The organism is Actinosynnema sp. NPDC023658 (genome assembly GCF_040639995.1).
In the GTDB taxonomy this organism is placed as follows: domain Bacteria; phylum Actinomycetota; class Actinomycetes; order Mycobacteriales; family Pseudonocardiaceae; genus Actinosynnema.
Genome location: NZ_JBFAAX010000581.1, coordinates 1 through 3,610, shown reverse-complemented (window position 1 = coordinate 3,610; position 3,610 = coordinate 1). Strand labels below are relative to the sequence as shown.

Here is a 3,610-nt window from a genome sequence, read left to right as displayed (position 1 = left end):
ACAGGAACTGGTACGCCACACCCTGTCCCCGCCGGCGGGGGCCGCGGCTGCCGGACGCCGTCGGCGGCGGGTCGACGAGCTCGGGCCTGCTCAGGACGGACTGGGTCATGCTCAGGACCCCAGCGACTGCTCGGCGTCCTGGACGACGCGCTTCGCCGCGTCCGCGACGCCGACCCGGTTGAAGATCACGTCGTCGTAGGTGCGCTGGAAGTCCCGCTTGATGGCCGAGGACCCGGTGGGCCAGGCACCGAAGGCCGGGCCGATCTTGTCCGCCTGCGCCACCTCGTAGTCGCACACGGCCTTGCTGCCGGCGTCGGCCGAGGCGCACACCTGCGCGCGGACCTCCTCGTTCGGCGGCACGCCCCGCGACGCGCCGAGCAGCTTGCCCGCGTCGGGGTCGTTGAGCAGGAAGTCGAGCAGCTTCACCGCCGCGGCCTTGTTCTTGGACCGCTGCGACACCGCGAACGACACCGGCGGCATGGCGGCCATGCCGCTCTCGGCCACGTCGCTGGGCAGCGGCGCGAGCTTGAGGTTCGGGCCGAACGCGCCGAAGTAGCCGGTCACGGCGGAGTCGTAGCCGATCTCCGAGGCGGCCTGCTTGGTCACGATGCCGGAGTTCTGCACCGAGCCATCCATCTTGGTGGTCACCTCCGCGGGCGACACTCCCCTGCCCGCCCGCATCCCGCCGATCATCTGCCAGTACCCGGCCAGCTCGTCGGAGGTGAACCCGAGCTTGCCGTCGGGGGTGTAGAGCGACTTGCCGTGCTGGTGCAGCCACACCTCGAACCAGTCGATCGCCCAGCCGAAGTCGGTGGTGCCCGAGACCTGGCCCGCCGCCCCGACCTTGGCCATCGCCTCCGCGAACTCGGCCCAGGTCCACTTCTCACCCGGCGCGGTGGGCACGGTGACGCCGGCGGCCTGGAAGTGCGTCGGGTCGAAGATCAGCATCTGGGTGGTGGCGCCGCCCGCCACGGCGTACTGCTTGCCGTCGACCTTGCCGCCCGCCAGCAGGTCGGCCGGGATCTTGTCGAGCTTCAGGTCCTTGCCGACGTGCTCACCGAGGTCGGCCAGGACGTTGCGGCCCGCGTACTCCCCGACCGTGGCGCGGTCCAGCTGGAGCAGGTCCGGCCCGGCGCCGCCCGCGACCTGGGTGGACAGCTTCTGGAAGTACGCGTCGTAGCCGCTGTACTCGGTCTCGACCTTGATGTCGGGGTGGCGCTCCTGGAACGCGTCGACCGCCGCCCTGGTGACCTTGGCGCGGTCCTCGTTGCCCCACCAGACGAACCGCAGCGTCACCGGGCCGTCGGCCGAATCGCTACCGCACCCGGACAGCGCTGCGGTCAGCGACAACAGCCCGACCAGCAGGCCTGCCGAGCCGCGGCGAGACACTCGTCCCATCACCCTCACCCCTCGGTTGAATCGGTTCAAACAAACTAGGTGAGCCCCATCACGGCGTCAAGGCTCCCGTTCCCCGGTCCGAACTCCACGGTCGACCGGTCTTGCCAACCGCGTTGAAACGGTTCATCGTGTGGCGTCGTCACGCACCTCGCGCACTGCCGCGCCCCTGGAGGCCGCCGATGACCCGCGTCAGACCCCTGTCCGCCGTGCTGGCGGCACTAGCGCTAGTCCTGTCCACGTCACCGGCCACGGCGACCCCCGACGGCCCGCGGCTGGAGCGCCTCGACCGCGGCCTGGTCGCCGCGCGCACCGACGGCGGGGTGTTCCTGAGCTGGCGGTTGCTGCGGCAGGAGGTCACCGGCCACACCGCGACCGGCCTGGACGGCCCGGCGTTCGCCGTGTACCGCGACGGCCGGCGGATCGCCACGGTCACCGACAGCACGAACTACCTCGACCCGGTGGGCGGCTCGGAGTACCGGGTCGCGCCGGTGGTCCGCGGCCGGCAGGGCGAGCGCAGCAAGCCGGTCACGCCGTGGTCGGCCGGGTCCTACGACCTGCCGCTGCGCAAGCCCGCCGACGGCGTGACGCCGGCCGGCGAGGCGTACACGTACTCGGCCAACGACGCCAGCGTCGGTGACGTGGACGGCGACGGCAGCTACGAGTACGTGGTGAAGTGGGACCCGTCCAACTCGAAGGACGTCTCGCAGGTGGGCTACACCGGGCCGACCTACGTCGACACCTACCGGTTCGACGGCACCCTGCTGCACCGCGTCGACCTGGGCGTGAACATCCGCTCGGGCGCGCACTACACGCAGTTCCTGGTCTACGACTTCGACGGCGACGGCCGTTCGGAGATGATGATGAAGACCGCGCCGGGCACGAAGGTGACCACCTACGACCGGCACGGCAGGGTGGTGTCGGAGCGGTACGTGACGATGCCGCGCGAGGACGTGCGCGCCGGTTACTCGCACGGCGACGACTACCGGCTCAGCGCCGCGGGCTACTACGAGCACCTGGTCACGATGTTCAAGGGCTGGCACGAGCACCCCGAGGTGGTGGCCGGGCACTGGCCCGCGACGCTGGAGCAGGCGTTCGGCATCGAGCCCCGCTACACCTACCCGCTGTCGGACGCGGACGCCCGCGCGCTGGTCGACCACTTCATCGACGTCTACGCGCCGAGCCGCAGCACCCGCAACAACCTCCGCGCGTTCGCCGGGTTCGTCCTGGACGGCCCCGAGTACCTGACCGTGTTCGACGGCGCGTCGGGTCGCGAGCTGGAGACCGTGCGGTACGAGCCGGGCCGGCACGACGACGGGCTGATGTGGGGCGACTACGCCCTGAGCCGCATCGAGCCGGGCAACCGGGTGGACCGGTTCCTGGCCGGCGTCGCCTACCTGGACGGCAAGCGCCCGTCGGCGGTCTTCGCCCGCGGTTACTACACGCGCACGACGCTGGCGGCGTACCGGTGGAACGGACGCAGGCTGGTCAAGGACTGGTTCGTCGACAGCGGCTGGGTGCCGATGAGCAACCCGTTCAACTACCCCGCGCACGGCAAGGACGGCACGTCGCCGGAGTACGGCACGCTGACCACGCAGGGCGCGCACTCGTTGAGCGCGGCGGACGTGGACGGCGACGGCAAGCAGGAGATCGTCTACGGGGCGTCGACCATCGACCACGACGGCACGCTGCTGTACGACTCGTCGGGCGTGCTGCCGCCGGGCAGCGCGAACCCGGGCGCGGTGGCGCGGCTCGGGCACGGCGACGCGCTGCACGTCACGGACATCGACCCGAAGCGGCCGGGCCTGGAGATCTACATGGTGCACGAGGGCGCGACGTCGGCGCCCTACGGCTACGCGCTGCGCGACGCGGCCACCGGCGAGGTGATCTACGGCGGCTACACCGGCAAGGACACCGGTCGCGGCATGGTCGGGGACGTGCTGCCGGAGGAGCCGGGGCTGGAGACGTGGGCGTCGCTGCCGGGCGGCACGGACGCCGCCGGGCTGTGGTCGGCGGACGGGCGTCCGCTGTCGACCGCTATCCCCGGCACGAACGCGAGCATCCGCTGGGCGGCCGACCTGACCACGCAGGTCGTGGACGGCGCGCAGGACGTGACGCCGGCGATCAAGGACTGGCGGCGCGGGACGTTGCTCACCGCGGAGGGCACCCGTGCCAACAACGGCACGAAGGGCAACCCGTCGCTGGTGGCCGACGT

The 3,610-nt window shown here is 71.6% G+C and carries 2 protein-coding genes; one reads left to right on the top strand and one right to left on the bottom strand.

The genetic code is table 11. The features are described 5' to 3' along the window. Positions 1-111 precede the first annotated feature (111 nt). The gene (locus AB0G02_RS31505; RefSeq protein WP_360801327.1) at positions 112-1,398 is read right to left on the bottom strand and encodes an extracellular solute-binding protein; all 1,287 of its coding nucleotides are present in this window, start codon (positions 1,396-1,398) and stop codon (positions 112-114) included. Between the two features lie 179 nt (positions 1,399-1,577). On the opposite strand from AB0G02_RS31505, the gene AB0G02_RS31500 reads away from it, so the two are divergent. Then, a partial coding sequence (locus AB0G02_RS31500; protein ID WP_360801324.1) for a rhamnogalacturonan lyase occupies positions 1,578-3,610 on the top strand: 2,033 nt, incomplete at its 3' end.

What these genes read in the sequence shown, in the direction of transcription:
- AB0G02_RS31505 (WP_360801327.1), bottom strand. Translation starts at nt 1,398, where the DNA reads ATGGGACGAGTGTCTCGCCGCGGCTCGGCAGGCCTGCTGGTCGGGCTG.